At 67.9% G+C, this 25,550-nt stretch carries 17 protein-coding genes; 16 read left to right on the top strand and 1 reads right to left on the bottom strand.

Features of this window, described 5'->3' with window-relative positions; translation table 11 throughout:
- Positions 1-1,241, bottom strand: a 1,241-nt coding sequence (locus tag VF794_RS40275; RefSeq protein ID WP_331119130.1) for a HAMP domain-containing protein, incomplete at its 3' end; no start/stop codon positions are given.
- A gap of 243 nt (positions 1,242-1,484) precedes the next feature.
- Between VF794_RS40275 and VF794_RS40270 the strand changes: the two genes are divergently transcribed.
- The 16 genes from VF794_RS40270 (at position 1,485) to VF794_RS40195 (ending at position 25,150) form a co-directional block, all read left to right on the top strand.
- On the top strand, positions 1,485-2,834 hold the full coding sequence (locus tag VF794_RS40270) for a hypothetical protein (protein ID WP_331119128.1): 1,350 nt from the start codon (positions 1,485-1,487) through the stop codon (positions 2,832-2,834).
- Between the two features lie 63 nt (positions 2,835-2,897).
- Positions 2,898-3,836, top strand: a complete 939-nt coding sequence (locus tag VF794_RS40265; RefSeq protein ID WP_331119126.1) for a vWA domain-containing protein — start codon at positions 2,898-2,900, stop codon at positions 3,834-3,836.
- The gene (locus tag VF794_RS40260) at positions 3,836-4,813 is read left to right on the top strand and encodes a vWA domain-containing protein (protein ID WP_331119124.1); all 978 of its coding nucleotides are present in this window, start codon (positions 3,836-3,838) and stop codon (positions 4,811-4,813) included. Before VF794_RS40265 ends, VF794_RS40260 begins: the two co-directional genes overlap by 1 nt.
- Positions 4,814-4,820: 7 nt before the next feature.
- Positions 4,821-7,487: a heavy metal translocating P-type ATPase gene (locus tag VF794_RS40255; RefSeq protein WP_331119122.1), complete on the top strand. Its 2,667-nt coding sequence runs from the start codon at positions 4,821-4,823 to the stop codon at positions 7,485-7,487.
- Between the two features lie 92 nt (positions 7,488-7,579).
- On the top strand, positions 7,580-10,951 hold the full coding sequence (locus VF794_RS40250) for a protein kinase domain-containing protein (RefSeq protein ID WP_331119120.1): 3,372 nt from the start codon (positions 7,580-7,582) through the stop codon (positions 10,949-10,951).
- Between the two features lie 30 nt (positions 10,952-10,981).
- A complete protein-coding gene (locus VF794_RS40245) occupies positions 10,982-12,769 on the top strand; it encodes an SAVED domain-containing protein (RefSeq protein ID WP_331119118.1) in 1,788 nt (595 codons plus the stop codon).
- An 18-nt stretch (positions 12,770-12,787) separates the two neighbouring features.
- Positions 12,788-13,738 carry a nucleotidyltransferase gene (locus tag VF794_RS40240; protein ID WP_331119116.1) on the top strand — a complete coding sequence of 317 codons (951 nt, stop codon included), beginning with the start codon at positions 12,788-12,790 and terminating at the stop codon, positions 13,736-13,738.
- 4 nt (positions 13,739-13,742) lie between these two features.
- Positions 13,743-14,552 carry a sigma-70 family RNA polymerase sigma factor gene (locus tag VF794_RS40235; RefSeq protein WP_331119114.1) on the top strand — a complete coding sequence of 270 codons (810 nt, stop codon included), beginning with the start codon at positions 13,743-13,745 and terminating at the stop codon, positions 14,550-14,552.
- 25 nt (positions 14,553-14,577) lie between these two features.
- Positions 14,578-15,435, top strand: a complete 858-nt coding sequence (locus tag VF794_RS40230; protein ID WP_331119112.1) for a serine/threonine-protein kinase — start codon at positions 14,578-14,580, stop codon at positions 15,433-15,435.
- 24 nt (positions 15,436-15,459) lie between these two features.
- Positions 15,460-15,639, top strand: coding sequence for a hypothetical protein (locus VF794_RS40225; protein WP_331119110.1), 180 nt, complete (start codon positions 15,460-15,462; stop codon positions 15,637-15,639).
- A 13-nt stretch (positions 15,640-15,652) separates the two neighbouring features.
- Positions 15,653-18,898 carry an AAA domain-containing protein gene (locus tag VF794_RS40220; protein ID WP_331119108.1) on the top strand — a complete coding sequence of 1,082 codons (3,246 nt, stop codon included), beginning with the start codon at positions 15,653-15,655 and terminating at the stop codon, positions 18,896-18,898.
- Between the two features lie 5 nt (positions 18,899-18,903).
- On the top strand, positions 18,904-20,013 hold the full coding sequence (locus VF794_RS40215; protein ID WP_331119106.1) for a hypothetical protein: 1,110 nt from the start codon (positions 18,904-18,906) through the stop codon (positions 20,011-20,013).
- Entirely contained in the window at positions 20,010-22,316 is a 2,307-nt protein-coding gene (locus VF794_RS40210) for a hypothetical protein (RefSeq protein ID WP_331119104.1), read from the top strand. Before VF794_RS40215 ends, VF794_RS40210 begins: the two co-directional genes overlap by 4 nt.
- A gap of 33 nt (positions 22,317-22,349) precedes the next feature.
- Positions 22,350-23,048 (top strand): vWA domain-containing protein, encoded by a 699-nt coding sequence (locus VF794_RS40205; RefSeq protein WP_331119102.1) that lies wholly within the window; start codon positions 22,350-22,352, stop codon positions 23,046-23,048.
- Entirely contained in the window at positions 23,038-23,844 is an 807-nt protein-coding gene (locus VF794_RS40200) for a PP2C family serine/threonine-protein phosphatase (RefSeq protein ID WP_331119100.1), read from the top strand. Before VF794_RS40205 ends, VF794_RS40200 begins: the two co-directional genes overlap by 11 nt.
- A gap of 13 nt (positions 23,845-23,857) precedes the next feature.
- On the top strand, positions 23,858-25,150 hold the full coding sequence (locus tag VF794_RS40195) for a protein kinase domain-containing protein (protein ID WP_331119098.1): 1,293 nt from the start codon (positions 23,858-23,860) through the stop codon (positions 25,148-25,150).
- The last annotated feature ends 400 nt before the right edge of the window (positions 25,151-25,550 follow it).

Raw genomic sequence — 25,550 nt, 5'->3', positions numbered from 1 at the left:
GTCCGGAAGGCCCCCGCCAGCTGCCCCAGCTCGTCCTCACGCGAGCTGTCCAGCGCCACCTGGAAGTCCCCGGCCGCCACGCGATGGGTGGCCTGGGTGAGCGCCAGCAGTGGTTGGGAGATCTGCTTCTGGAGCACCCAGTACATGATGACGAGTTCCAGCAGCAGCGACGCCACGCCGAACAGCAGCACATAGCGCGCCGACCTCAAGGCGGCCGCGGACACCACGCCCTCGGGCAGTACCGTGACGAAGTTCCACCCCGGCCCCTTCAGCCGGGCCACGGCGATGTACTCGCCATACTCGGGGAGCTCCAGGAGTCCTTCGCCGGGCGGGCGGTTCCTCACCTTCTCGAAGAGGCTCCGCAGATGGGCCCGCGCCTCTTCGGAAGCGAGCCGCGGGGGGACCCCACCGGGCTGCGCAGCGGTGCCCAGGATGTCGTAGCCCATGTTGGCGCCCCGCATGTCCAGCTCGGGATGAGCGATGAGCTGGCCGTCATCACGCACGAGCAGGTTGTAGGCTCCGGGCAGATGGTCGTTGATGGAGCGGACCATCAGCTCATCCAGCAGGACGTCATGGGAGAACGACGCGACGTGGCGCCCCTCCAAATCCAGCGGGGTGTTCGCCGTGACCAGCCAGCTCTGAGTGGGGGGATACAGGTAGCTGCCGGTCCAGGCCGTGCGCCGCCCCGGGTTCTTCTCGGGAGTGGTGATGGTGTAGTACTCGTACTGGAGCGTCGGGTCGTCCGTCGGGAGGTCCAGGGCCCAGTTGGGCCTCGTGGGCCAGAACGTGATGACCGGTCCCTCCACCAGGGTGATGTAGGCATCCGTGAAGCGGATGGTGATGGCGGGCCCGTACTGAGTGAGGACGTCGTAGGCGGCGAGGATGCGGCGGCGGAGTTCCGTATCGAGCTTCACGCCTGGGGGGACGAAGATGCCCGCCATCCTCGTCCCGTCGAAGCCCTCGGCGCGGGAGCGGACGGTGCCATCCGGCATCTGGGTGACCAGGCTGTCGAAGCGCGGATTCGGGTCCTGCTGGCTCCAGGCCTGGATGCGCTCCGCCAGGGCCTTCTGGAGGAAGGCGTGATTGTCCTCCGCCAGCAGGAAGATGGCCTGCTCCCGCTGGCTGCGCTCCGCCACATGTTGCGCCAGTTGCTGGATGGCTTCCTGGCGCAGCGTGCGGAACATGTGCAGGTAGCTGACGAGCGTGGTCAGGGCGATGAGGATGCCAATGCGCACGCCCATCTGGATGAGGGTCGAGCGAGCCAGCGAGGAACGAGGGCGGGAAGTTGGAGAGGACGAGGTCATTCCGGGATGGGGCAACCGCTACGGGAGCGGGATGTTTCCCACGCAAACCAGCCTCTACAAATTACAATACCGGTAGTGCATGTACCTGGTGGCTCCGGTGACCGTCTGGAAGGGCTGTGTCCCAGAACCATGCCGGGCTCTTGATCGCCTTGCGCCGTTGGGCAACCCTTGCACCCCTCCGTGAGCCATCCCCGCTACTTCGTTCCCCATGCCGAGAGCCCGGTCGAGTCCGTCCGACCCGACCCGACCCTGCTGGTACACGCGGTGGACGCGTTCCGCCTGGAAGGCCCCCACGTCCTCGAGCCCGAGTGGATCATGTGCACCGACGTGGGGGGCAACCTGGTCGCCCTGCCGGCGAGCGAGCGCGATCTGCTCCCGGCCTCCATCAAGGCTCAGCTCACGCACCATGAGCTCGCCTCCGGCCGGACGCCCCGGCGGATCACCGCCTCGGAGCTGTACTTCTTCTCGGTGGAGCTCGTGGAGAACCCGGCGGACGCGGAGGGGGTCAACGACCCGGTGTACCTCTACGGAACGCTGGTGGGTCCCTGGCCGAGCACCTCGCCCACGCGCGTGCCGGGCCAGCTCACGGTGACGCGAGGGGACGTGCTCGCCGGGCTGGTGCATGGCGTGGCCGACGCCTTCCACTACGTACAGGATCCCGAGAGCAAGACGGCGCCGCGCAGCTACCACGCGCTGCTGCCCGGAGACCGGGCCGAGCGCATCGCCGAGGGCCGTGGGCTGGTGCTGGCCTACCCCGCGGTCGCCGCCGAGATGCAGACCCACAACGCCGCGAATGATCTGCTCGTGGCGAACATCCTCCACGACGTGCTCACCCAGCTCCAGGAGAATGCCCGCGAGCACAAGGGCCCCAAGGCGCTCGCCGAGCTGGACCTGCCCGTGCCCAGCCGCATCATGGCCATCGCGGAGCTGGAGACGCGCGGCTACGAGGTGAAGGGCGACGTGGCCACGCTGCGGCGCAACCACCCGGGCCTGGTGAACAAGCTCGCCGAGTGGCTGCGCGCGGAGAAGGTGAAGGTCCCCCGCGAGGCCGCGACGCCCGAGTTCCTCGAGCTGGCCCGCCGTGCCCTCGACGCACTCCCTGGCTGGCCCAGTGAGACAGAGCGTGCGCTCCGCGCGCTGGTCCGCCCTGGCAACAGCGCCTCTCCGCGGGTGGGACCCGCTCCGTCCCTCGCCGCTCCGTCCCCGGCCCCCCGGGTGATTCCGCCCCGCCCGCCTCCCGCGCCCGCGCGTCCGAACGACTGGATGAAGGACTTCCTGGACGCACATACACGCACGGGCGGCGCGAAAGCGAAGCTCACCGGCTCGAAGTCCAGCCCCTCACCCAGGCAGGCGACTCCCGCGCCCAAGCCGGCGTCCGCCTCCTCTGACTGGATGGCCGACTTCGCTTCGGGTTCGTCCCCGGCACCTCGTCCGTCCTCCGCGCCCCCCGCGCCCAAGCGCCGCGAGTCAACCGCTCCAGCGCCGGATCCCGCGAAGAAGCCGGATTGGATGTCCGATTTCGAGGACTGAGCGGGTTGCGATCGTTACCTGCTGAGCGATAGCGTCTGCCTCCTTTGAATTGAAAGGGGAACGATGGGACACGAAAAGCCGGTCGAGCCGTTTTCGGATCTCCACCTCGAGGATGGGAAGGTGCGCGCGGTGCTGCTGCACGATCCCACCGTCGAGGGTCTGGACATGGCCATCTACATGGACGCGTCCGGGAGCATGAAGGACGAGTACGATTACACGCAGCCCTCGCGCACGTTCGTGGAGTGGCTGCGCGGCGCCCCCCAGAAGGAGGCGTCGAACCAGGTCGAGCCCCAGGTGCAGTGGATGCTCGAGTACCTGGCCACGAAGGATCGCAACGGCCTGCTGCGCGTCGCCTACTGGGCCTGTGGCGCCAGCGGCAAGGACGTGGAGGTCGTCGGCGAGCTCAAGGGCGTGGACGTCAAGTCGTACAAGTTCCCTGGAGCCCAGAAGCTCGGGAACTACACGAACCTGACGCCGGCACTCAGGGACTACGTGAAGTACCTCAAGGCGCAGGTTGGCCAGGGTGCGCGGCGCGGGTGCGCCGTCATCGTCACCGACGGCAAGCTGCACGACCCGGACGAGGTGAAGGCGTTCTCGGCCGAGGTGGCGAAGGAGATCAGCGCCGGCCGTCTGCCGCGCATCAACTTCGTGCTGGTGGGCGTCGGTGACAACATCGACGAGGAGCAGCTCGAGGACATCGCGCACGAGGAGTACCCGGGCGTGGGGCACCTGTGGTGCCACCGCATCGCCCAGGAGATCACCCAGGTCGCGGAGCTGGTGGCCGTGCTGGTGGACGAGACGATGACCGTCGCGGCCGGCGGCACCATCTACGACGACAAGGGCAAGATTCTGAAGAGCTACGAGGGTCGCCTGCCGGCGGTGCTCGAGTTCGACATTCCCGAAGGCGCCGAGAGCTTCACCCTCGAGGTCAACGGCCAGCGCTACACCCAGCCGCTGCCGGACGAGGATCACCACGACGAGGATGAGGAGGACCATCACTGATGGCTGGCCACGAAGTCATCGCGAAGCCGTTCTCGGACGTTCACCGCATCGGCAACAAGGTCACCGCCACGCTGCTGCATGATCCGACCGTGGAGGGGCTCGACGTCGCCCTGTACATGGATGGGTCGGCGAGCATGGAGGACGAGTACGGCCCGCGCGGCATCCTCGCCAAGCTCGCCCCGGTGAAGAACCTGGTCGAGCCGCAGATGCGGTGGATGCTCGAGTACCTCGCCAACAAGGACCGTGACGGCAAGGTGCGCGTCGCCTACTGGGCGACGGGGGATGGGAGCCAGATCGAGGAGGTCGGCGACCTCACCGGTCCGCAGGCGAAGGACTACCGTTTTCCCGGCCCGCGCTTCTACGGGAAGGCGACGGTGATGCTCCCGGTGCTACGTGACTTCGTGGCCCACATGAAGCAGCAGGTGCAGATCGGCGCCAGGCGCGGCCTGGCGGTGATGATCACCGACTCGCAGATCAACGACAGCAAGGACGTGATGGCCTACGCCACGCAGGTGGCCAAGGAGATCGCGGCGGGCCGCCTGCCCCGGATGAACTTCGTGTTCGTCGGGGTGGGTGACCAGGTGGATGAAGAGCAGATGGAGTCCATCTCGCACGAGACCTATCCGGGGGTGGGCCACCTGTGGTGCCACCGCATCGCCGATCGGATGGAGGAGATGGCGGAGCTGGTGGCCGTGCTGGTGGACGAGACCATGACGGTCGCCGCTGGCGGCACCATCACCGACGAGCAGGGGAAGATCCTCAAGACGTACGAGGGTCGGCTCCCGGCCGTGCTGGAGTTCGACGTACCGGCCACGTGCAAGGCCTTCACCCTCGAGGTCGCGGGTCAGAAGTTCACCCAGACGATCCCCGAGGAGCACGAGGACGAGGATCACCACGAGGAGGAGGAGGAGGACCACGCACCCGAGCCGGTGAGTGCCCCCGCCCCCGCCCGTCGGCACCGCGGTCACGGTCACTAGGAGCGTCATGTCGCAGCAGAAGAAGATCGTCCGGATCGCTGGACTGACCGGGTTCAAGGCCCATGCGCCCGGCGAGAAGCACGTGCACGGGCCGAACTGCAAGCACGACCATGGTCACGAGCACCATGACCATGGCCATGCGCACGAGCACGCCGAGAAGCACGTGCACGGTCCCGGCTGCAACCATGACCATGATCACGACCATGGTCATGACCACCACCACCCCCGGCCCAAGCGGATCCGCCCGCCCGGCCACCGGCCCGCGGAGGGTGGTGGAGTGGCGCTCCAGCTCGACCTGGAGGGCGCGCTCCCGGGTGAGACGGACGACGCGGGTCGCTTCCAGAAGCTGGAGGCGGCCCTCGAGTCGCAACGCGGCATCTCCGACGTCCACCTCCGGCGCGACGCGGGCTACGCCGAGATCTGCATCCATTATCAGCCCGCGCTGGTGAGTGCCGCGCACCTGATCGAGCTCGCGCAGAGCACGGGCGCCCAGGTGGCCAAGCGCTACAAGCACCACACCTGGTTCGTGCGGGGGATGGACTCGGCCGACGCGGCGATGGTCATCGAGCACGCCGTCAGCCGGATGAAGGGCGTCCTGTCCGCGAGCGTGGCCTACGCGAGCGAGCGCCTCGTCATCGAGTACGACAGCGAGGAGCTCACGCTGTCCGACGCGGAGGCCCGGGTGAAGTCGCTCGGGTACGGGCTGGAGGTGCCCACCGCGGGGCACGTCTGCTCGCACCACGCGCACGGCGGCGGTCTGGCGCCCCTGCTGGAGCTGCCGCTGGTGGTGGTCTCCGGCGTGCTGCTCGTGGCGGGCTGGCTGCTGGAGCGCTTCGCCCCGGTCCCCGCCCTGGTCCCCATCATCGTGTGGGGCCTGTCCATGGCGAGCGGCGGCTTCTTCGCCATCCGTGGCTCCGTGCAGTCCATCGCCCAGCTCCGCATCGACATCGAGACGATGATGGTGGTGGCGGCGCTCGGCGCGGCGGTACTCGGTGCCTGGTTCGAGGGCGCCTTCCTCCTCTTCCTCTTCAGCGCGGGTCATGCGCTGGAGCACCGGGCGATGGAGCGCGCGCGCCGGTCGATCGAGTCGCTCGCCGAGCTGCGCCCCGAGGTGGCGCGGGTCCGGCGTGGGAACGACGTCGTCGAGGTCCCGGTGGGCGAGGTCAAGGTGGGCGAGCGCATCATCGTGCGCCCCGGAGACCGCGTTCCGCTCGATGGCACCATCCGCGAGGGCAAGAGCTCGCTGGAGCAGGCGGCCATCACCGGCGAGTCCATCCCCGTGCCCAAGAAGCCGGGCGACGAGGTGTTCTCCGGCACCATCAACTGCGAGACGATGCTGGAGGTGGAGGTCACCCGCCTCTCCTCCGACTCGGTGCTCGCGCGCGTGGTGGACATGGTGGCGCAGGCCGAGGCCCAGAAGGGCCCGAACCAGCGCTTCGCCCAGCGGCTGGAGCGCACCTTCGCGCCCCTGGTGATGATTGGCGCGGTGGTGTTCCCGGTGGTGCTCGTGCTGATGGGCGTTCCCGTCAAGGAGGCCGTGCTTCGGGCGGTGTCGCTGCTCGTCGCGGCCTCGCCGTGCGCGCTGGCCATCTCCACGCCCTCCGCCGTGCTGTCCGCGGTGGCGGCGGCGGCGCGAGGCGGTGTGCTGGTCAAGGGAGGCATCTACCTGGAGCTGCTCGGCGGCGTCCGGGCGATCGCCTTCGACAAGACGGGTACCCTCACGGTGGGGCGGCCCAAGCTGCTCACCACGGCGCCGGCCCAGGGCGTGACCCGCGTGGAGTTGCTCGGCACCGCCGCGGCGGTCGAGTCGCTCTCCGCGCACCCGCTCGCGCGCGCGGTGGTGGACGCGGCGACCGAGCAGCGCCTCCAGGCCCCCGCGGGCAAGGACCTCGAGGCCATCCACGGCAAGGGCATCCTCGCGAAGATTGGCGAGGAGCCGGTGGCGGTCGGCAGCCTGGCGCTCTTCGAGGGAGAGAGTATTCCGGAGGAGATCTCCGCGGAGGTGCGCAAGCTGGAGGAGGCGGGGCAGACCACGATGGTGGTGCGCAGGTCGGGGCGCTACCTCGGGGTGCTCGGCGTGGCGGACACCGTCCGCACCGGGGCCCACCACGTCATCCAGTCCCTCAAGCAGGCCGGCATCGAGCGCACGGTGATGCTCTCGGGCGACAACTCGCGAGTGGCCAAGGCGATCGCCGCGCAGGTGGGGCTCGACGAGGCGCGCGCGCCGCTGATGCCCGCCGACAAGGTCACCGCCGTCCGTGAGCTCGGCAAGGAGCGCGCGGTGGCGATGGTCGGCGACGGGGTGAACGATGCCCCGGCGCTCGCCGCCGCCGCGGTGGGTGTGGCCATGGGCGGAGCCGGCTCGGACGCCGCGCTCGAGACCGCCGACGTGGTGCTGATGAGCGACGACCTGTCCAAGCTGCCCTTCGCGCTGGGGCTCGCCCGCAAGGCGACCTCGGTGATGCGGCAGAACCTGGTGATCTCGCTTGGCGTCAGCGGCGTGCTCATCATCGCCGCGGTCCTGGGGCTCACGCAGATCAGCCAGGCCGTGGTGCTCCACGAGGGCAGCACGCTCCTGGTGGTCGCCAACGCGCTCCGGCTGCTCAGCTACCGGCCCCAGACGTCCGGGGCCGCTCCCGCGGGCGCGGTCGAGGTCCAGCCCGCCGTCGGGTAGCCCACGGGGAGCGGGTTGCCCCCTGGCTCCCCAACAGACCGGAGCCGGGGGGGGTTGCGGTCCTGGATTCGCGCTGCGCTAGATCCCGGTCCATGGAGCGTGCAGGCACATCGATAGGCCCCTACCAGTTGAGGCGTCTGGTGGGCCGTGGCGGCATGGCGGAAGTGTTCGCCGCTGTCCGCGAGCACTCGGAACGGGAAGTGGCGCTCAAGCTTCTCCTGCCCGAGGAGGCCAGGGATCCGCAGATTGTCGCCCGCTTCCTTCAAGAGGGCCGGACCCTACAACGGCTCCAGCATCCAGGAATCGTCCGTGTCCTGGACTGCGGCAAGTTCGACGAGGGCACCGTCTTCCTCGAGATGGAGCTGCTTCAGGGCATGACCCTGCGCGAGCGGATGCGCCGCGAATCGGGGCCCCTCCCCCAGGAGGAAGCCCTGCGACTCGCATGGCGGATCTCGCAGGTGATGGTGGATGTCCACGCCGAGAAGATCGTCCACCGGGACCTGAAGCCCGAGAACGTCTTCCTGTGCCACGACGAGGAGAGCCCCTCGGGCTACCGGCTCAAGCTCCTGGACTTCGGCATCGCCAAGGTGCCGTCCTCTGCGACGGGCGGCCAGGCCGACACCCACGTTCAGACCCAGGCCCCCGCCTTCCTCGGCACCACGACGTACATGGCGCCCGAGCAGTTCCAGAATCCAGCCCTCGTCGATGGCCAAGCGGATGTCTACGCGTTGGGGGTCATGCTCTTCGAACTGTTGGCGGGCAAGCCGCCGTTCGACTCGGACGAGCCGAACGCGGTGCTGGCCATGCACCTCAAGCACGACCCCCCCTCCCTCCACGAGTTCGCACCCACCACGCCACGGGCACTTTGCGCCTTCATCGCCTCCATGCTGGCCAAGGAGCCCGCGGCACGGCCCGACATGCGTCACTGCCGGGAGCGGCTCGGCCAGTCCTGGACGGACGGCGAGGAGGAATGTCCCCTGCCCGGCCTCGCGGCCTTTTCGGAGGCACAGGCCAGGCTCCTGCTGGGTCGGGAGGAGGAGATCGACTCCCTGCTCGGTTTGCTCAACGCATCACGGACGGGCCGCCAGCGGTGGGTGCAGCTCGAAGGCCCTGGGGGGACCGGTAAATCCTCACTGGTCCAGGCCGGGCTGCTCCCCCGGTTGAAGGCGCAGGCGTCGCCGGAGGCACCCCGGTGGTTACTCATCCACCCAAGGCCTTCCTCCTCGCCACAGCAGGGCCTCGCCCTGGCGCTCCATGCGGCGTATGCGGAGACGGGACTCGACCGCACTCCCGCAGCGCTCGAGGAGGCGTTGCGCGCGGATCCCGAAGCACTCCGACTCCTGCTGACAGCCCATACGCCCGGCGGGTGCCAGGCCCTGTGCGTGATCGATCCCCTGGAGGAACTCTTCACGCTCGGCGAAGCGGAGCGGCGGTGGCTGGATGCGGCGCTCTCCGCCGCGCTTGTCGCGCCCGACAGTCCGTTGCGACTGCTCACCACCCTGCGCGGCGACCTCATCCACCGCCTGGAGCAACTGCCTCGCCTCGCGCGTCACCTCAACGAGGCGGCTCGCTACAACCTGCGGCCCATGGACGGCGCGACGCTGACGCGGGTCATCCAGGGACTGGCCCAGCGGGCGGGACTGCGGCTGTCCGCAGGGCTTCCGGAGTTGATGGTCCGTGATGCCTCGAACGAGGGCCATGGACTGCCGTTGCTCGGCCACGCGCTCCGGGGACTCTGGGAGTCGCGAGGCGGCGCGGTCCTGACGTCCGAGCACTATGCGCGACTGGGCGGGGTCGGCGGGGCGCTGGCGCGGCAGGCCGAGTCGCTCCTCGGCAGCTTGAGCGTGGAAGGCCACGAGCGCGCGAAGAAGATCCTGCTCGACCTGGTGCAGGTCAGTCGTGGCATGCCCCCCCTCCGACGCTCTCGGACCCGGCAGGAGGTTCTCGCGGCGGCGGGAGGCGATGCCTTGGCCGAGGAGGTGTTGCTGCGCTTGGAGTCACTCCGGCTCATCATGGTATCGGGGGAGCCGGAGCCCTCCGGGCAACGGGTCGATCTGATTCATGAGACCCTGCTCCACCAGGTCCCTTCCCTCGTGCAGTGGATCGAACACGAGCGCACGGTGCTCGAGCGGCTCTCGGACCTGGAAGCGGCCGCGCACTCGTGGGAGCAGTCGCGTTGTTCGACGAAAGACCTGCCCACGGGGACGCTGCTCGCTCACTATCTCCAGTCTGCTGGCATCCTGTCTCCGCGAGGGACTCAGACACGCAAGCTCAGTGAGCGCGCGGTGCGCTTCCTCGATGCGGCGCGGAGCAACGACCGGCGGCGGACCCGGAATCGCTGGGCCTTGGGCCTCGGGAGCCTCCTGGCGGCGGGGGCCCTCCTGGTGACAACGGTCTGGGCCCTCCAAGAGAAGCGCCTGGCCCAGACCGCGGTTCAACAGGTCGTCAACAATACGAAGGCATCCGTGTCGAAGGACTGGCAACGCAGCAGACGTGCCGATCCCCAGGATGATCGCCCACGGGACCTCGAAGAGTCCGGGGCGCAGGCCGAGGCTCTCCTCAAGGAGGATGAAAGTATCCAGGTGCTCCGGGCCAACATCGAAAACCGTCAACGGCAAGGCGATGTCGCCATTGATAAAGGGACACTGGCTAAAGCCCAGAGCCACTTCAAGGAGGCGCAGGACTTGATTGAACGCGGGCTGGCGCTTGACGCCAACAACCCCGACCTGCGCTTCCTCCTAGGGCTGAACCACTCGAAGCAAGGCAAGGTCGTCCTGGCACTTGGAGGAGCCTTGGAAGAAGCCCGTGGGCATTTCAACCAGGCCCTCGAACTCTTCGGCTGCGAGTCTTCACCTCTTGAGTCGGAGGATCATCGGCGGACGTGCGCAACGAGTTTCCTGGAGCGAGCCGACGTGGAGCGTAGATCCGACCGCATCAAGGATGCCGTGTTATCGTACAACACCGCCATCAAGCTCCTGGAGCAGAACCCTGGCTCTTATAATGAGGCCTTGCTGGCCGAGGCGCGCGCAGTTCAGGCAGAAGCAATCGGTGACCCCGCCCTTTTCGACAGCGCCCTGCGGCTGGCGGACTCGGTCAGCCAGCAAGATCCAGAAGACATGCACGCACTCATGGTGCTGGCCCGAAACCAGCTTGGGCTCGCTCGTCTCCTGTCCGGCCAAGGAGACTCCGCCACGGCCGAGTCGTCCTACAAAAAGGCACGGTCCCACGGACAGCTCCTCCATCAGCGCGAGAAATCCAACAAACGCTATGCCCTGGTCCTGGCCGAGAGTCTGCTGGGACTCGAACGCGTCACGCCCGTCGCCGAGGGACCTCACCACTCCCAATCCGTCCTGTGGCAGGAAAGATGTGCGCTGGTAGGCGACTTCCTGCGCAAGGACCCCGAAGACGCTCGTTTCCAGGCGCTGAACGAGGGGTGCCCGGAAAAAATCAGGGGCCGCGAATGATTCGTCAGCGGATGGCCTCTATTAAAAGTGATGACGGAATCACTTCCCAAGGGGCTCATCCTCCTCTCCCAACCTGAACAGCTGCGCATCGAGCCGGCGCGGATGATCGAGGCGCTGCCCGAGCCCTACAGGGCGCTCCACCACCCGGTGGTGGAGCTCGACATGGCGGAGGTGGCCCGGGAGGCGCTCCACACCCAGGACTGGAGCACGGCCCAGCGCACGCTCGAGGAGCGCTTCCAGGCCGAGGTGGCGCCCCTGCGCCACAAACATCCCGACTACCAGCTCGTCTATTTCGGCTCGGCCCCCATCCCGCTCGCCGTCCAGTTGGGGTTCCTGTGCGAGACGTGGCAGCAGGTAACGATCATCCCCCATCACCATACCCAGCGGCGTTGGGCCTGGGTGACCGAGCCAGGAAAGCCACCCGCGCGCCTCATCCCGGACGCACTGCCCGCCGATCGGGACCGCACGTCCGGGGAGGTGGTCATCCGGGTGTCGACCTCGCACCGCGTCGATCCCCTGGTGACGCGCAAGGCCGTGCCGGATGCCCTCTATGAAGTCGACCTCGCACTGGAGCACCCCTCGGAGGATGGGTTCTCCCGAGTAGAGGAGATGCAGGAGGTGGCCCGGGCCTTCCGGTCCGTGCTGGACGACATCGGCAACCGGTTTCAGGGCATCCACCGGATCCACCTGTTCGCCTCGGTGCAGCCGGGCATGGCCTTCCTGCTCGGCGCGCAGATCAGCAAGACGATGCACCCGCCCGTGCAGACGTATCAGTACATGAGGAACGCGCAGGGCGGGCCGTACCATCTGCCCGCGGTGGTGGTGAACTCGCCGCCGAGCCCCCCGCCCGTGCCTCTCACCGAGGCGGAGCTGGCGCGGGCCACCGCCGACCGCGAGCAGTTGGCGCGAGACCTCGAACGGATGAAGGGTCTGGCGGAGCGGGGCAGGTCGTCCTCGAAACAGAGCTGGCTCAAGGGGCTGTTGGGGAAGGAGCATCCGGACTTCACCGCGCAGTGGAAGCACCTGCCGCCGCTCTGCGCCACACCGGTGTCCAGGACGACGGTGGAGGTGGCCACGCGTTCCGTCCAGGACACCTTCCGCCTCGCCCCGTCTCAGAACGCCTGGCAGATCGACGATCAGTGGCTGGCCCGGCTCGCGCGCAGGCTTCCCGAGAAGCACGACCGGGAGCGCGCCCTGCGCATGCTGGTGTTGCACGAGCTGGCCCACCGGGGACCGCAGACCCTCACCCGGACCTCGAGCCAGGAGATTGGTCGATTCCCCAAGGTGCTCGAGGAGATCGACTTCCAGGCCGACGTATGGGCGATGCTCCACGAATACGCGCTGACGCTCTCCCAGAATCCACAGGAGGTCCGGGACGCGCCGGTCTTCTTCAAGAATCTGGTACGCCTCGCCACCGAGTGCATGTGGGCTTTCGATGACGGCGCCCCACTCCGGGAGATCCAGATCCGGCGGCTCAATCGCTACCTCCTCTGGTACTGGCAATACCTGCTGCTGGAGCGGCTGGCTTCACGCGGTAACGGAGACACGCTCGAGGACGCCCTCTCCGTGCTCTCCCAGCGTCCCATCCTGGAGTTGGCGGGTCCCACCATCTCCGCCCATGAGGGGCGCGTCTACTACTCACTTGATCCCCGACACGTCAGGGCTCCCGAGTTCGCGGCCTATCACCAGGGCCAGCTGCACCGGCACGGGCCGCGCCCCGACTTTTCGATCGATGCACTGCTGAGAGGGGTGCGCGAGCGCGATGGAGAGAAGATTCGAGACGCCCTGATGGGCGCTTTCGAGCAGACGGTGCGCTGAGTTCCCGAGGTGCGAGCCATGCCATTGCAGACCCTGTTCAGGCAGTTCCACGACACCATCCAGCTCAAGAACTACAGCGAGAGCGCGGAGCTTCGCCAGAAGCGCGACACCATCCTCGAGAGGCTTCGCGACAAGTTGCGTCCGAGGACCTTCGAGTTCTTCAATCAGGGCAGCTACGCCATGGGCACGGGGGTCAAGCCCATCAATCGCGACTACGACTATGACATCGACATCGGACTTGTCTTCGACGTCGACTACCAGCAGTTCGATCCCGTGGCCGTCAAGGGCTGGGTGTATCAGGCCGTGAAGGGCCACACCGCCAGCGTGGACTGGCGCCGGCCCTGCATCACGGTGAACTACCAGCAGGGAGGCGAGCCCAAGTACCACGTGGACCTGGCGGTCATGGCGCGAGACTCGCGGGGCACCTTGCGCCTCGCGCTTGGCAAGGAGCACGCCCAGGCGGAGCTGAGAAAATGGCAGGTGGATGATCGCCAGGGTTTCATCAAGGCGCTCGAGAGTCGTTTCAGTGGTGAGGAGGGCTACCAGTTCCGCCGCGTCATCCGCTACCTGAAGCGGTGGAAGGACGTTCACTTCTCCAGTGAAGGGCGCGCCGCGCCCACGGGGTTGAGTCTCACCATTGCCGCGTACAAATGGTTCAGGCCCGTGCGTGCCCAAACCCAGGAGGGAATCGCCTATGACGACCTCGCGGCGACCGCCGCGCTCGTGACCCAGCTCCACCAGAACTTCCAGAACGTGTGGGATGCGGGGAGCGGACGCCACACGCCCCGGCTGTCCTTGCAGTTCCCCTACGCACCGAATGATGACGTGCTAGCGCCCATGAGCGCTCAGCAGATGATCGAATTCCGGGGCCGGCTCGAGAAGCTCAGCGGCTGGTTGGAGGAGGCTCGGAAGACACAGGGTCCCGCGTCCCTCCAGCGTGCCTTCGGTGACCAGTTTCCCCAGAAATGACCGAATGAGCCACGACCTGCCGCCAGAGCTGTCCTTCGAGGAACTCCTCCAGCGTGCGCGTGCTGGAGAGAAGAGTGCCTTCAACGAACTCTTCCGCCGCAGCAGGAAGACGCTCGACTCGTGGGCCATCAGGCGCCTTGCCCGAAGCGCCCCTGGCGACGCCCGCCTCTCGGACATCTCGCAAGCGATCTCGGAGCGCGTGCTGCTCGCCTTCCCCACTTTCCGGGGGAGCACCGCGGGGGAGTGGTTCGGCTGGCTCAAGAAGGTCTTCAACAGCCACATGACCCAGTCGCTCCGGGCCGCGCGGACCCTGAAACGGGACGCTCCCGACGGCCTGGTGTCCCTGGACAGCGAGGAGGCCGAGGAGGTTGCCTCTCGGAACACGAGCCCGAGCCAGGTCACCGCGGACCGGGAGGAGTGGCACACGCTGTTCGCGTGCCTCTTCAAGCTCCCGGAGGATCAGCGCGAGGCCATCCTCCTCCGCTACGTGAAGGATCTTCCGGTCGCCGAGGTCGCCAGGCTCATGAACAAGACGCCATTGTCCGTGGCCGGACTGCTGCACCGGGGCGTGGCGCAGGTCAAGGAGTGGACGAAGGAGTCCTCCCAAGCAAGCCCGGGAGCGGCCCGGAAGGCCCCGCCTCTGGACGATGCGGCGGACACCTTCATGGCGTACCTCCGGCTGTGCGACTCGGGTCCCCCCCCCGAGCCGGAAGCCTTCCTCGCGGCGCACCCCGAGTGCGCGGACGAACTCCGCGACATGCTCCATTGGATTGAGCGGCTGCGAGCCCTCCGCCCCACGGCTTCCAAGAAGTAGCGCCCCCCTTCGCCAGGAGTCCGACATGCCCCTGCTGTCCCCCAGGTCTCGCGTTGGTGACTACGAGCTGGTCCGCCATGTGGCGACTGGCGCGATGAGCGAAGTGTACGAGGGCCGCCACCTGGCCAGCGGGCTCCGCGTGGCGGTGAAGGTCCTGTCTCCGGAGCTGTGTGAGCACGAGGAGCTGGTGGCCCGGTTCCGCAACGAGGGGCACACGCTCCTGTCGCTGAGCCATGCACACCTCGTGCGGGTCTTCGCCTGTGGGGACCTGCCCGAGGGAGTCCCCTATACGGTGCTGGAGTGGCTGCCGGTGGATCTCCACCAGGCGATATCCCACGCCGCGGAGCCCCTCCCACCGCAGACGGCGATGCAGGTGGCCGGACAGCTCGCGGAGGCGCTGGATGCACTGCACACGCACGGCATCATCCACCGGGATCTGAAACCCTCCAACGTGCTGCTGTCCCCTGAGAGCGGCTGCGGGTGGGACGTGAAGCTGGCCGATCTCGGCCTCGCCAAGGCGCGTCCAGAGACCCAGGCGCCCTCCGCGAAGCCCGTCTCCACGGGCAGCGGCACCCTGATTGGGACGTGGGACTACATGGCACCCGAGCAGTGGATCCACTCCAAGGGTGTGGACGCCCAGGTGGATGTCTATGCGCTCGGCGTGCTGCTGTTCCAGATGTTGACCGGCCGGCTCCCCTTCATCGCGGCGCAACAGAAGGACCTGATGTTCTTCCATCTGTTCGAGCAGCCGCCACTCGACCAACTCGAAGGGCGCGTGCCCGCGAGCACCCGGGAACTCATCGCCCGGATGCTCGACAAGAATCCCTCGCGGCGCCCCACGATGCGTGAAGTCTCACAGTCCACCCCGCCCACTCATTCCTGAGTGGGCCCACCCCAGGAGACAACCATGGGAGACAAGAGCAGCGAGCAGAAGTCCAACGATGAGCGGTCCGAGACCCTCAACCCCACCAGCACCAAGCACCAGAAGGCCCTCGACGAGCACTCACGTCGTAACAACCCCAAGGATCCCAGCAACGCGCCCGGCGGCCCCCGGCCTTCCAATCCGCCTGGCAAGGGCAAGCGCTAGTTCCGTTGAGCCCATGAAAGCCTTGCACTTCGCGGCGCTGGCTCCCGATCGTGTCGCCCAGGCGCTCCAGGGACAGGCGGCCGACAACCTGCGCCCCTTCTCGAACTATCTCAAAGCGGCGATCGAATCCGCGGAGCGGCGGCAGATCCGGTCCAAGGTCCCTTGGAAGGTGGCGGAGGAGCCGCCACGCATCCGTCTGCGTGCGCTCGACAGCGTGTTCGAGCTGGAGCCCCGGCCCACTCGATTTCGGGTGACTCCCTGGCCCGAGAACGTGAAGCCGGATGTGTCGCTTCCGTTGATGGTGGTCAGCCGGAACAAGCTCGTGGCCGTCCAGAGCGTGGAGTTCTCGCCGGAGGGCCCGCTCATCACCGTGGACGATGAGTCCCTGGGGCCGAAGGACAACGTCTATTGGTGTGGGCAGCCCTGCCAGTGCCATCCCATCTCGGACCAGGAGGGGGTGGAGGCGCTCCACGATGATTCCGGGCGGCCACTCCCCATCCGCGACAGGAAGCCCCATGAAGGGCGGGTGCGCCTCGTCATCGAGGGGGAGTCCGTGGCGAAGCTGCTCGATGCGGCGGGGCGGGTTGTCGAGGCTCGCGGTGTCGAGGTCACGGAGGGGCTGCTGCTCCTCCAGGACAGCGCGGGAGCGCAATGGCCCTGGCACGGAAGGCTGGAGTTGGATGTGCCGTCGCTGCCGGCGGAAGGAGTGCTGGTCGGTGACAATGGCGTGCGCTTCGCCTGGGAGCCCGTCCGGGGTCGGGGGCGGCGGCCCAAGAAGGGCACCTGGGTCCAGCTCCTGCCTCCCGAGGAAGTCGAGGCGGATATGCTCGTCGATCCGCGAGTGGCGTTCTGCGAGGAGAAGATTTCCTCGGTACGTACCCAACCTCGCGCCGACCCGGAGCATGTCTTCCGGGTGCTGGACTTCGATCGCGGCACCTACCAGCTCCTGCTGGAGCGCCTGCCTCCCAAGAGAACGCTGCTGCACCTCCCCGTGGACGTCCGCCAGCTCCGGCGACAGCGCTCCGCGGTGGAGACGCTGAGGAATGAGCCCCTGCCCCACCACCGAGGCCTGCTGCGCCTCGTGGAGGACCCGACGAAGGTGCGCTGGGAGCCCGTGCGGCCCGAGCCGGTGGCCTCCTGGTACGTGCTCCAGGACGAGCGATGGAGTGGGACGTCCGCGCAGCGCGAGTTCGTCGCGAAGGCCCTGGGGACGCCCGACTTCGCGTTCCTCGAAGGGCCTCCGGGCTCGGGGAAGACCCATGCCATCTGCGAGCTCGTGCTACAGCTCATCGCACGAGGCGAGCGGGTGCTGCTCTGCTCGACCACCAATGTCGCCGTGGACAACGTGCTCGAACGGCTGGACAGCACGAAGTATCCCCAGGTCGAGGCGGTCCGGATCGGCCGGGCCGACCGGGTCGACCCCTCCGTGCTGTCCCGCCAGCTCGATACGCGCATCGAGATGCTGGTGGAGCAATGGCGCGAGGACCCTTCGTTCGCGCGTTTCGGTCAGGAAGAACTGCAGGACATGGCGGGCCGTACCGTGCTCGCCTCCGTCAACTTCACGTGTGGGACGACGAATGGAATCATCAACCATCCCTCCCTTCACGGCGGCGAGGGTGGACGGGCTCCCACCCGGGGTCCTCTCTTCGACACGCTCATCCTCGACGAGACGAGCAAGACCCCGTTCCAGGAGTTCCTGGTCCCCGCGCTCCTCGCGCGCCGATGGATTCTCGTCGGCGACGTGCGCCAGCTGCCTCCGTTCAATGAGCGAGGAGAACTCGAGGCGGGGCTGCAGGACGTCTCCAATGAGCAGGACCAACGCTTCTCCCCATCACATCAACGGGCGTGCCTGCTCATCCAGCGACTCACGCGCCCGACCTTGGTGAGGACGCAGACGCGCTGGCTGCTGGTCGAGGATTCGAGCACCCTGGACTGCTTCCACCGGGAGTGGGTCCGGCGCGCGTCGGCATCCGATGTAAAGGGGTTGGACGTGCTCCGGCTCGTCATGGGACGGGCACGCGCCCGGGAACCGGGGTACCAGGAGCTGTCCGTCTCCGAGCTCATGAAGGGAGGGGCCACGGCGCTCCGGCTCCTCACCGCGGGGGTGGTGCTCGTCGAGCGAGCGTCGTGGCCCGAGGTAGAGCGGTGGCTTCCCCCAGACCTGTGCCGCTCCCACCTGGAAGTGGAGGACGCGGGGGTTTTCGGCTACCGCCGCAGGCGATGGCTTCAGCGCGCGGGGACGCTCCAGCGGGAACTCTCGGAACGCGGTGAGCGCATCTCCACGGCCGAGGAGTTGGAGCTGTACGAAGGACGGTTCCTGGTGCGGCAGTCATGGGCCCAGGAGGTCGCCTGGAGGCTCATCCGCGTCCATGAGCTCGGATCGGCCCGTGGGCATCAGGAGCGGCAGCGGCGGGAGGACGAGTTGCGGCTCCTGCTTCCCCATGCGGAGCCGGAGGCACCCTGGGTGCGAGCCGCGGTGGAGTCCGTCCAGGACGTGGGCCTGCGCAGCGTTCTGGAGATGGTGCAGGAGGGCGCGAGCGCGGAGCGCTCCGGCCGGCACTGCGCCCTCACCGAAGGTGTTCCAAAGCCCGCCTGGCGCGACCGCGCGGTCCTGCTGACCTACCAGCACCGCATGCACCCGGAGATCTCCGCGCTCCCGCGTGAACTCTTCTATGAGCGGCAGGCCTTGCAGGACGCGAACACCCTGGAGGGTCGGGAGCAGCGGAATGGCTGGAGCTTCGAACCGGGCCTGCCGTCGAGGCGCTCCTGGGTCGATGTCCGCGGAAGGGAGCGCGAGGGCGCCAACCCAGACGAGGTCAAGGCGATGAGGGACGTGCTCGAGCTCTTCCTCGCCTGGGCGCGGGTGCATCCGCGGTCCGACAGGCGCTGGGAGGTGGCGTGCCTCGCCTTCTACGTGCGGCAGGAGGGGGCGATCAGGGACATGCTTCGGGAGCTGACCGGCCAGCGTGACAGCTCCACGCGCTTCGAGCATCCGGCGGCCGAGCTCTCCTGCGGCACGGTGGACCGTTTCCAGGGCCGCGAGGCGGATCTCGTGCTGCTCTCCCTGCGCAATACGGAACGGGTGGGGTTTCTCAACAGCCCGAACCGGCTCAACGTCGCGATCACCCGTGCCCGTCATCTGTTGGTGCTGCTCGGAAATCGCGACTACTACCTGCGCCGCTGTGGAACCGAGGAGTTGATGGAGCTGGCGCGGCACTCGCCACCCTGGCGGTCACCTTCCAGACGAGGACGGGGCTGAGGACGATGCGAACGACGCTCGAAGCCGAAGTCAAGGTGTATGAAATCTCCGTCCTGGCCGAGCTGGCCGTCCTGGAGCGGCGCCCTGAGTTCGGGCTGCTCTGCGCGGCGGCGAAGCAGGGAGCACTGACCCCGGAAGCCATGGACCAGGTCCTCCCAGGTCTCTCCGAGATGGCCCGCGCCAACCTGCGGCGGCACTGTGAGGAGCTGTTGCTCTGTGACCGGGAGGGTCGACTCACGGCGCTGGGGCACCAGTGTGCCTCGGGAGCCGAGGTGCCCGTGCCCGAGCAGGGGCTGTATCGGTTCTGGGTCGCACGGCATCCGTGCTTCGGGGAGCGACTGCTCCACTTCCGGCGGGAGCGCTCGACGGCGGCACGCGTCAACCTCCAGCCCCTCCCCGCGTGGTTCCGGGCCGAGCCGATACGTCCCTGGACCTCGGTCATCGATCCGGCGCTGCGGTTCTGTGTGCGCGAGCTTCCGGCGCCTCCCAGGGGCGGGGCTTCCTGCCTGCAGAGCGAGGCTCCGTCGTGCAAGCTCCTCTGGAAGATCGACCTGCGCTCCGGGAGCAATGACTGGAGCCTGGAGGGCTCCCTCTCCCCGGAGCCGGATGGGAACAAGCGCGTGCGCTTCAGTACGCCTCCCGAGCAGGTGGCGGAGCTCGACACGCTCGCGCTCTTCGCCTCGTGGGATCGGCGTTGGGATGCACGAAAGGGACGGATCGCCATGGACTACGACGGGGACCCCGGACGTGGAACGGGCGGTCATCCCTTCCAGCGCGTCCTGCGCTATCCGCGGGTGACTGTGCCCGAACGAGGGGAGTTCCAGAACGTGGAGGTGCTCGAGGTGCCGGTGGGTCCGTCGAGCACGGTGCAGGCCCAGCGCTGGGCGGAGGCGCTGCTCCTCCAGCGCGTCGTGGGAGAATCAGGCTACGTCTCCACGGAGCGTGCCCAGAAGCTCTTTGGCGACATCGTGACTGGCTCTCCGCTCGAGGAGCATGGGGTGCGCTTCCCCTCTCATGACACGCAACTGCAGGCGCTGGAGGCGGAGAAGCGGCGCCGCGCCTATTGGATGCTCGCCGCGCCGTACGATCTGGTCTCCCAAGGGAGCGTGACATGAAGCCCTCCGACCCCATCGTCCCGCTCGAGCAGGAGCGGGTAGACGATCTCTCCGGGAAGACGCTCGCCCTCTGGGAGCGGGATGCGGCATCGACCGCGAGTGCTCCGGCGCTCCCCTGGGTGCCGCTCGACCAGCAGTCACCAGAGAGTTGGCAGGCACTGCTGCGGGGAGCCACCTCGCTCATCGTGGTCTGCACGTCGCGCCGCCCGCCCGTCGTCGATGAGGTGGTGGCCTGGGCCTCCCAGCTCGAGGGGATTCGGACGTATGTCCGCGGCCCCACGGAATGGGCCGCCAGCCCGGTGGCGCAGGCGTTGCTCAAGCGCGGTGGGCGGGGGGCCCTGGTGCGCCTGGGAGCGGAGCCTCCAGGGGATTGGATCGTGGTGGACCAGGGGCGTACCGGCTGGCTCTGGGTAGGCAGGCCGAGCGGGGCTCGCGGCTGGGCCATCCCGCTGGCTGAGCCCCAGGCCAGGAGCCTCTTCGAAGCGTCCGTACACCTCTTCTGGCATCACGCGACGCGGGAAGCCCTGCCGGATGAGAACGGCATGCTGCGGTTCGGCCCCTGCCTGCCCTCCCCCGTTCCTCCACCGGGTGGCTCCCAACTCCCCCTGGCATGTGGCGTGTTGGAGCCGGGGGGAGCGTCTCGCGGCCCGCTGCTGGCCAATGCGGAAGTGGTGGTCGAGCCAGGGGGAGAGCCTATCGAGGGGGCCCCCCGGTTGTTGGTGACACCTCCCTCCACGGAGGGGTTCGACCGGTTGTCCGCGCTCGCCACGAGTGGGGTGGACATCGTCTGGTTCGAGCGACAGCTTCCACGGCTCGCGCTGACCCGGAACCGGATGGCGCTGGCCCTGGAAGAGGGGGCGCACCGGCTCCGGTTGGAGTTCGCGGCTCCCGATGCCATCCGCATGCTCCGGGTGATGGAGCAGTGCGCGGCACAGGGGGCCTGGCGCTTCCACCCGAAACGCGCGCTTCGCGACGTGCGCGGGGTGGTGCGACTCGCCGCGAGCCAGGAGGAGCGGCGGGTCCATGACGAGGTACCGGTCAACCTGGGTGACGTCCAGGCCCAGGAGCTGATGTCGATGGAAGAGGTGCGTCCCGCTTCGTGGCCGGAGCCCGGGGAGCTGTCCCGCCGGATCCGATACCAGTGGCGGGTCGTTCCGCCTCGTGCGCCCACGGGGGCCCGTCAGGCCGAGCTCTGCCGGCAATGGGAGCAGCTGGATGACTATGTCCGTGACCGGGTGGAACGGCTGCGCGCGCGTCTGGAGAAGCTGGAGCGGGAGGAGGCCGACGAGGGCCTGCTGACACGGCTCGCCAACCTGGTCTCCCAGTGGGGAGAGGTCCGGAGCCGACGAAAGCGTCTGCGGCAGACGCTCGATGAGATCGCCGAGCAGCCGCTCTCGAAGCGGCCCGAGGAGGCGCCAGGGCTCGTCGAGAAGCTCTCCGCCCAGGAGGACGCTGTCGAGGCGCTCGAGAAGCACTGCCGCACGACCATCGAGGAGGAGGAGCGTCGCCTCGAGGAGGAGGCACAGCGGCGGGAATACGACCTCCGCATCGGGGAGGCGACAGCGGAGCGGGAGAAGCTCCAATCGGAGCGCGCGGAGCTCCTGCGAGCGCTTGGGGAGAAGCGCGACGCGCTCGGGGCACTCGCCGAGGAGCGGCGGGCGCTGGGGATGGAGATCGCGCGCGCCGAGCATGACGCGCGGGTTGAGCGCGCCCAGTCCCGTCTGGTGGAACTCGCCACGGAGCTCCCCCAGGTGGACGAGCAACTGGCGGCACTCGAGGAGAAGCTCCGCACCGCGGGAGATTCCGCGAACAAGGACGAGCGCAAAGGCTGGGGCCGTGAGCGCCATTCGCTGGAAGAGAAGCGCAAACGTTTGAGGGGAGAGGAAGCCCGGCAGCGGCAGGCCGCCGAAGCGGTCTTCGTCCCCGAAGAAGTCCGCTTCGAATCGCTCTCCGATGCACGTCTGTCGGAACTCGCTGCTCGGGAGAAGGCGCTGCGCGCGGAGGTTGCCTCCCTGGACAAGAGGGTCCCGGACATCGACGCACGGCTCGAAGCGTGTGGACGGGCCCTCGACACGCCCTTCCAGTTCCAGCCTTCGCCACGGCGGGTCCAGGCCCCACGCAAGGAGGGGACTCCGCGTCCCCCGCCCATCCCGAACGAGCCCCTGCCGGAGATCGGCGCGCTGTTGGAGCACGGTGGGAAGCGCTATCTGTCCGTGAGCAGTTGGCCCCAGGTGAAGCGGGCCCTCGCGGCCGCGCAGCGGCTCCGAGCCCAGCTCGTCGTCTCGAACGAAGTCCAACCCTGAACGCAACTCTTGCCTCATCGAGGAATCCTGACGATGTCCAACCTTCCTGGAGGACCGATCTCCGCGCGGCCGTTGCACTTCATCTTCATTGCCGACGGCTCGGGTTCCATGAGCGGCAGCAAGATCCAGACGCTCAACTCCGCCATCAAAGAGGCGCTTCCGCACATGCGAGAGGTGTCCCTCGCCAACCCCAACGCGCAGGTGCTCGTGCGCGCGGTCCGCTTCGCGACAGGGGCCCAGTGGCACGTCTCCCAGCCCACGAAGGTGGAGGACTTCCAGTGGCAGGACCTGTCCGCCGATGGCTCCACGGACATGGGAAAGGCCATGGTGCTGGTGGCGGATGCCCTGAAGACCCCGCCCATGACCGAGCGCGCCCTGCCTCCCGTGCTCGTGCTCTTGAGCGATGGTGAGCCAACGGATGATTTCGCGAGCGGTCTGAAGGTGCTGATGGAGCAGCCCTGGGGCAAGAAGGCGGTGCGCCTCGCGATCGCCATTGGGGAAGAGGCCAACCGGGAGGTGCTCGAGCGGTTCATGGCCCATCCCGAGCTGAAGCCGCTCCAGGCGAACACCCCGGAGATGCTGGTGAAGTACATCCGGTGGGCCTCCACCGCCGTGCTCCAGGCAGCCTCCGCGCCGGCGAGCCAGGCGCGTCTCGCGAATGGGGTCAACGTGCCCCTGCCCGCGGTCCCGCTCCCGTCCGCGGATCCAACGAGCGCCAATGATGTCTGGTGAGCTCAGGGCGGACGGCCGCTCCGTGGCCGGAGCCAATCACCTGCGTGCGAAGAGGCCGTGCCAGGACGCACTGTGCTGGGAGCGTCGTTCGGGCGTCCTGGCGCTGGCCGTCGCGGATGGGCACGGCAGCAGTCCACGTGGTGGGGAGGGGGCCTCGCTCGCCGTGCGTGTGGCCGTCGAGTGGCTCCTGAACTTCCATCAGGCTCTCGAGCCAGGGCTCCGGGGACGGCTGGGGGCCGTCCGCGAGCTGGCCCTGGAGCCTTTCGGCTGTCAGCTCGTCCAGGAGTGGACGCGGCGGGTCCTCGAGGCCGACGGCCGTGGCGACGAAGCGCTGCGAGACCATGGGACCACGCTGCTCGCCGTGCTCGTGGCACCCGAGTTCGTGCTGTACCTGCAGCTGGGTGACGGGGACATCCTGCGGGTCGACGCGGAGGGCCAGGTCTCCCGAGTGCTCGAGAAGGATCCCCTCCACTTCGCCAACGAGACGGCCTCTTTGTGCAGCCCGCGGGCCTGGCGCTTCATTCATGTGGCCGTCCACCCTCCCCTGGCGGAGGAGACCCTGCTGCTGCTGGCCACGGACGGTTACGCGAACTCCTACGAGAGTGACGAAGTGTTCGAGCGGATGGGCCCGGACTACCTGGCCCGGGTTCGCGAGCGGGGATTCGAAGCCGTGATCGCCGAACTACCGGAGATCCTCGAGCAGGTCACCACACAGGGTAGCGGGGACGACATCACCCTGGGGCTGGTCCATCTGATGCCGGCGGTGCCGGGCAACACAGCGGCCAGGATCTCATAGGAAGGAGTGAACCATGCAGGCGAACAAGACAGGTTGGACGACGACCTCCGGACGGCCGATCAAGGTGCAGCGGCAGCTCGGAGCCGGAGGCCAGGGCGAGGTCCATCTGGTCGAGGTGGACAGCAAGTCGTTCGCGCTCAAGCGCTACCACGCGCAGTCCGCCACCGCCGACCAGCGGGCAATCATCAAGCAGTTGATCCACAGAGGCCCCCCCGCCCCCTACTTCCTCTGGCCATTGGAGCTGGTGGAGTCCGCGGGGAATTCCTTCGGCTACATCATGGAACTCCGCGAGCCGCGCTTCCGTCCTTTCGAGGACCTCATGGCGAGACGGGTGGATCCGACGTTCCGGGCCCTTCTCACCGCGGGGCTGCAACTGGCGGATGGCTTCTTCCAACTCCATGTGAAGGGGCTCTGTTATCGGGACATCTCCTTCGGGAACGTCTTCTTCGATCCAAACACGGGAGACGTCCGCATCTGCGACAACGACAACGTGGACATCTCGGGGGCAGCGCCCGCGGGCGTCCTAGGGACGCCGCGGTTCATGGCGCCCGAGGTGGTGCGAGGGGAACTCTCCGCGTCCGCGGATACCGATCGCTACTCACTCGCGGTCCTGCTTTTCTACCTGCTCATGGGAGGGCATCCGCTCGATGGCGCGCGGGAGGCACGGATCCGCTGCCTCGATCTGCCGGCGATGAACGTGCTCTACGGGAAGGAGCCCGTCTACATCTTCGACCCCTCGGATGCCTCGAATCGGCCCGTCCCAGGGCTCCATGACAATCCAGAGCTCTTCCACCCCTTGTACCCCGAAGGAATCCAGAAGCTGTTCCTCCAATCCTTCACCGAGGGGCTGCATGATCCGCGTCGGCGGGTGATGGAGAGCCAGTGGCGGAAGGAGTTCGCGCGGGCGAGGGATGCGCTGCTCTACTGCCAGAGCTGCCGCGCGCAGTGCTTCTATGATGTCCGGTGGCTGCGGGCGGGACAGTCCCGCTCCTGCTGGCGGTGCCAGAGAGCGCTCTCCCTGCCGCCGCGCCTGCGGATTGACGGGGCCGTGGTGATGTTGAACCACGACACCCGACTCTTCGCGCATCACCTCGGAGAAGACTTCGACTTCGGGCAGCCCGTCGCTGAGGTCGTCCAGAAGCCGAACGACCCTTCCCAGTGGGGGCTGCGCAACCTCTCACAGGAGCGGTGGACCCTCACGCGACCCGATGGGAGCACCGCCGATGTGCTGACCGGCAACAGCGTGCCCCTGGTTCCCGGAAACATCGTCCAGTTTGGGCGGGTCCGAGGAGAGATCGGCGTCTGAAAAGACAAGGCCCTGGAGTCATCGCGGTTGTCCGCGAAACTCCAGGGCCTTTTCTTTGATGGTCGGGGAGACAGGATTTGAACCTGCGACCCCTTGGTCCCGAACCAAGGCTGGGGAGCGCCCAGGGGTTATCAGCGGTTCACAACCCTTGGTAAATACTCGGGTTTCTGAAGCCGGGCCTGTCCAGCCGTCCCATCCGGTACGCGAGGACACCAAGGATTTTGCTGCTATCTTGCTGCTGGGCTCCACCCAGACGCCGTCAGCCAACGATCTTGGGCGGCTGCTGACAGTCCGGGAAGTCGCGGAGCGGCTGGGCGTGTGCCGGGCCACGGTGTACCGCCTACCGCAGGCCGCTGGTTCGATTCCAGCCGGGGCCACTCGCCCTGCTTCCCAAGTCCCC

Origin of the sequence: Archangium sp. (assembly GCF_036389735.1) — a bacterium.
In the GTDB taxonomy this organism is placed as follows: Bacteria; Myxococcota; Myxococcia; order Myxococcales; family Myxococcaceae; genus Archangium.
Note: the sequence above shows the minus strand (reverse complement) of the source record. Positions and strands in the feature narration are given on the sequence as shown.

Bases quoted from the DNA above. Each gene is read 5' to 3' on its own strand.
- VF794_RS40230 (WP_331119112.1), top strand. From the start codon at position 14,578: ATGCCCCTGCTGTCCCCCAGGTCTCGCGTTGGTGACTACGAGCTGGTC.
- VF794_RS40225 (WP_331119110.1), top strand. From the start codon at position 15,460: ATGGGAGACAAGAGCAGCGAGCAGAAGTCCAACGATGAGCGGTCCGAG.
- VF794_RS40195 (WP_331119098.1), top strand. From the start codon at position 23,858: ATGCAGGCGAACAAGACAGGTTGGACGACGACCTCCGGACGGCCGATC.
- VF794_RS40245 (WP_331119118.1), top strand. From the start codon at position 10,982: ATGACGGAATCACTTCCCAAGGGGCTCATCCTCCTCTCCCAACCTGAA.
- VF794_RS40215 (WP_331119106.1), top strand. From the start codon at position 18,904: ATGCGAACGACGCTCGAAGCCGAAGTCAAGGTGTATGAAATCTCCGTC.
- VF794_RS40250 (WP_331119120.1), top strand. From the start codon at position 7,580: ATGGAGCGTGCAGGCACATCGATAGGCCCCTACCAGTTGAGGCGTCTG.
- VF794_RS40240 (WP_331119116.1), top strand. From the start codon at position 12,788: ATGCCATTGCAGACCCTGTTCAGGCAGTTCCACGACACCATCCAGCTC.
- VF794_RS40265 (WP_331119126.1), top strand. From the start codon at position 2,898: ATGGGACACGAAAAGCCGGTCGAGCCGTTTTCGGATCTCCACCTCGAG.
- VF794_RS40220 (WP_331119108.1), top strand. From the start codon at position 15,653: ATGAAAGCCTTGCACTTCGCGGCGCTGGCTCCCGATCGTGTCGCCCAG.
- VF794_RS40200 (WP_331119100.1), top strand. From the start codon at position 23,038: ATGTCTGGTGAGCTCAGGGCGGACGGCCGCTCCGTGGCCGGAGCCAAT.
- VF794_RS40235 (WP_331119114.1), top strand. From the start codon at position 13,743: ATGAGCCACGACCTGCCGCCAGAGCTGTCCTTCGAGGAACTCCTCCAG.
- VF794_RS40260 (WP_331119124.1), top strand. From the start codon at position 3,836: ATGGCTGGCCACGAAGTCATCGCGAAGCCGTTCTCGGACGTTCACCGC.
- VF794_RS40205 (WP_331119102.1), top strand. From the start codon at position 22,350: ATGTCCAACCTTCCTGGAGGACCGATCTCCGCGCGGCCGTTGCACTTC.
- VF794_RS40255 (WP_331119122.1), top strand. From the start codon at position 4,821: ATGTCGCAGCAGAAGAAGATCGTCCGGATCGCTGGACTGACCGGGTTC.
- VF794_RS40210 (WP_331119104.1), top strand. From the start codon at position 20,010: ATGAAGCCCTCCGACCCCATCGTCCCGCTCGAGCAGGAGCGGGTAGAC.